Here is a 3,544-nt window from a genome sequence, read left to right on the forward strand (position 1 = left end):
TCTAGGAAACTCCCGCTAGCCTTGGAGGATGCCCGTCCCCGTGACACCGCCCGGCTGGGCCTGGCGATCCGGCTCGGCGACTCCCAGCGCCGGGCGCTGACCGGCTGGGTACAGGCACTCGACCGGATCGGGAAGGGCACCGGGAAGTACGCCCCGCGGTGGCGTGCCGAGGCCCGGGCCCACATGCGGGCTGCGATGGGCGCCGTGCCGGTGTGGATCATGCCGACGCACCGGGTGATGGAGAGCTTCGACCCGGGCGCCGACGACCTGTTCGACGTGGTCATCGTGGACGAGTCCAGCCAGTGCGACCTACTGGCCCTTGGCGTGCTGAGCCTGGGCCGCAAGGCCGTCGTCGTCGGCGACGACGCCCAGACGAGCCCGGAGGCCGTCGGCATCGAACGGGCCAAGGTGCATGCCCTGATCGACGCGCACCTGCCCGACGTCGCCCAGCGTTCGCTGCTCGACGTGGAGGCGAGTCTCTACGACACCGCGGCCCGGGTCTTCCCGCGCACCATCGTGCTCAAGGAGCACTTCCGCTGCCTGCCCGACATCATCGGCTTCTCCAACCGCTTCTACGACCAGCAGATCCTGCCGTTGCGGGAGGATCCGGAGCTCGCCCTCGGCGCGCCGCTGCGACCCGTCCGGGTCCCCGGGGGCGCCCGGTCGCAGACCCGCTTCGGCGACGCGAACCCAGCGGAGGCGCAGGCCCTTGTCGAGCGGGTCCTCGCCTGCTGCGCCGACCCGGCCTACGACGGGATGAGCATGGGCGTGGTCACCCTGCTCGGCGCCGGCCAGCCCCGCCTCATCGAACACACCCTGGTCGAACGACTCGGGGAGCGCGAGTTCTCCCGCCGCGACCTGCGGGTCGGCGACCCGTACCAGTTCCAGGGCGACGAACGGGACGTCATCTTCATCTCCGTCGTCGCGGACGACAACCGCTCGGCCGCCACCCGCCGCCGCGACCAGCAACGAGTCAACGTGGCCGCGAGCCGCGCACGCAACCAGATGTGGGTGTTCCACAGCGTCGACCCGGCCACGCTGCGCGACGACGATATGCGGCGCCAGCTGATCGAGTACATGTACGCCGGGCAGACCGGACGGCTCGACGCGGATCTGGCCGATCGCTGCGAGAGCGAGTTCGAACGGGCCGTCCTGCGCGAGCTCCTCGCCCGCGGCTACCGGGTGCGCCCCCAGCATCCGGTTGGGCGTTACCGGATCGACCTGGTCGTCGAGGGGGTCGCCACCGCGCGAGCCAGCGCCGAGCAAGCCGTCACCGAAGGAGCCACCGCCGGGGGTGTGGGGCGCCGCGGCCCCCGCCTCGCGGTCGAATGCGACGGTGACCGTTTCCACGGGCCCGACCAGTGGGAGGCGGATCTGCGCCGCCAGCGGATCCTGGAACGGCTCGGCTGGACGTTCTTCCGGATCCGCGGCTCGGAGTTCTACCGGCATCCTCGGCCGACCCTGGACGCGCTGGTGCGACGTCTCGACCAGCTCGGCATCCACCCGGTGCCGGTGCCGGCGCCAGCCGGCCAGCCGACGGAAGGGCCCTGATCTATCCGTTGGCGGCCCGGGGTTTGGGGCCGGTGGCGCGCATGTTCACCAGTCTGCCGAGCAGGTCAAACCAGAAGGGGGCGCCGGCGGTGAGCGCGAAGCAGGCGATCGCGATGCCGGCGATTTTCAGGAGCCACCCCTCAACGGAGTCGGGAACCTCCCGTGGGTCGTCGCGGCCCGCGGAGTTGTGGACCCAGCCGATCGGGAAGGCGAGCCCCGAGGCATCGCGCACCGTCTTGATCACCTGTTCCGTGGCGTCCCCCACCATGGGCTGGTCGGAGGTGAGGCGGGTGCCGGAGGCGGGATCCCCCGCGGAACTCCCGGCGGAGCTCCCGTCCGCCTCGCCGGATGAGCCCACCTCGGCCTGGGCCGCGGTCACGGCCGCCTGCCGCACGGTGCCGTCCTGCCAGAACGCCCGCGCGAGCCCGATCGCGTCGAGGTTGAACAGGACGGACAGCAGGACCGCGTAGCCGAGCAGGAAGACGGCGATGCGCCGCTTGTACCACCCGGACAGGCGATCCATCGCGTCGTCGTACCACCGGGCCAGCTCGATGACGACCTTCTCGCGGTCCCCGCCGGCCTGGACTATCGCTGTGGTCATCGCGGTCTTCGCCGGGGAGGGGGGCGTCGCGGCGAGCCCGTCCTCCATCGTTCCCACGGCTCCGGCCCTGGTGGCGGCGACGAGCGCGGCGGCCACGACCCGCCCGGTGGGGTGATCCACAGGCATCGCGTCGTACAGGGCCCGGGCGGACCTCTCCCCGAGGGCATGCCGGGCACCGTCGTAGGCCCGCCGGTACGCGGCCCTGGCCTCGTCGGGGACGTGGTCAGGCAGGGTGTCCGGGCGGAGCTGGGACAGCATGGCCCGGGCGGGCGGGTCGACCCGGTCCAGCAGCGCCTGAGCGAAGGCGGTGGACGGCAGGTAGGACGGCAACCGCAGTGTGTGCGCGGCGCACCGAGGCCCAGGTCCCGGAAACCGGCGGATGGTCGGCCATGGCCGGCAGGGAGGTGTCGCGGCCAGTGGCACGCATGGCCCGAAGCGGCCCGTCTAACAGTTCGGCGACGAGGTCCGTCCGATCCGCGGGCGGGTCCGCCCCCGGATCGGACGGTTCGGCGGGCCGGTCACCGCCGAGCAGCCGTCGCAGCTCGGCCTCCAGCTGGCGCCCCCGGTAGCGGAACAGAGCGAGCACGGCCTCGTTGATCCGGGAGACTGCGAGGCTGAACGTGGCAAAGAGCAACGCGAGCCCGATCAGGACATCAAGAGCGGATGAGTCCGGCATAACCCCCCGATTCCGAGCCCGGGGCAGCCGCGCCACCGCCTTCACGGCCGAGGAGTACGCCCCGGGACTGTCCTGGGCAGACAGCGCATTTCTACACCTCGGCGCAGAACCGGCACTCAGCGGCATCATCGGACACCTGGTCGAAGCGGGCGAAGATGGTGTCCTCCGTGGCGTCTCGGGCCGTACGACGTCCTACGACGGTCGCCAGAACAGACTCGCGACCCGGCCGGAACGCATCGCGGCAGGGGGCCGGCGCGGAACGTGCTTTGGCAACTGGCAAACTGAGGATCGAGCAACGGCGCCGTGAGGAGGCAGGGTGACCGCGAATACCGGTGGGGGACCACTTTCCCATCTGCCCGTCGCAGGCGCGGACGTCGAGATCTGGGGGATCAACGACTTCCTCGCTGCCGACGAGCGGCGCCCGACCAGTTTCATCACCAATTTCGGTAACTGGCAGGTGCCCGACCCGGTCGCTGCTGCCCCCGCGTCGAGGGTCGCGCACCTGGAATGGTTCCACGACACGGGGGAGCTAGTCGCGATCGGTGACGTTCCCCATCGAGGGGCGGCGACCGTCGAGATCCCGCGCGTCGAAGGAGCGGTCGGGGAGCTGGCTGACATGGTCGCCGGTCCGTTCGGCAGCGGCGGCATATCGTTCCGGACCGCCGACGGCGCGGTTCGCGAGTTCCCCGAGATGGTTGTCTCCGAAGGCACCCGCG

General features: G+C 71.4%; 2 protein-coding genes and 1 pseudogene. 2 read left to right on the forward strand and 1 reads right to left on the reverse strand.

Annotated elements, in window-relative coordinates:
• A partial coding sequence (locus AC08ON_RS16245) for an AAA domain-containing protein (protein WP_476617271.1) occupies window positions 1-1,551 on the forward strand: 1,551 nt, incomplete at its 5' end.
• A 1-nt stretch (window position 1,552) separates the two neighbouring features.
• On the opposite strand, the pseudogene AC08ON_RS16250 reads toward AC08ON_RS16245, so the two are convergent.
• Window positions 1,553-2,828 (reverse strand): annotated as a pseudogene (locus AC08ON_RS16250) (hypothetical protein).
• A 316-nt stretch (window positions 2,829-3,144) separates the two neighbouring features.
• On the opposite strand from AC08ON_RS16250, the gene AC08ON_RS16255 reads away from it, so the two are divergent.
• Window positions 3,145-3,544: hypothetical protein (locus tag AC08ON_RS16255; protein WP_476617272.1), on the forward strand; the 400-nt coding region annotated here is incomplete at its 3' end.

The organism is Frankia sp. CoWAU3 (assembly GCF_977971855.1).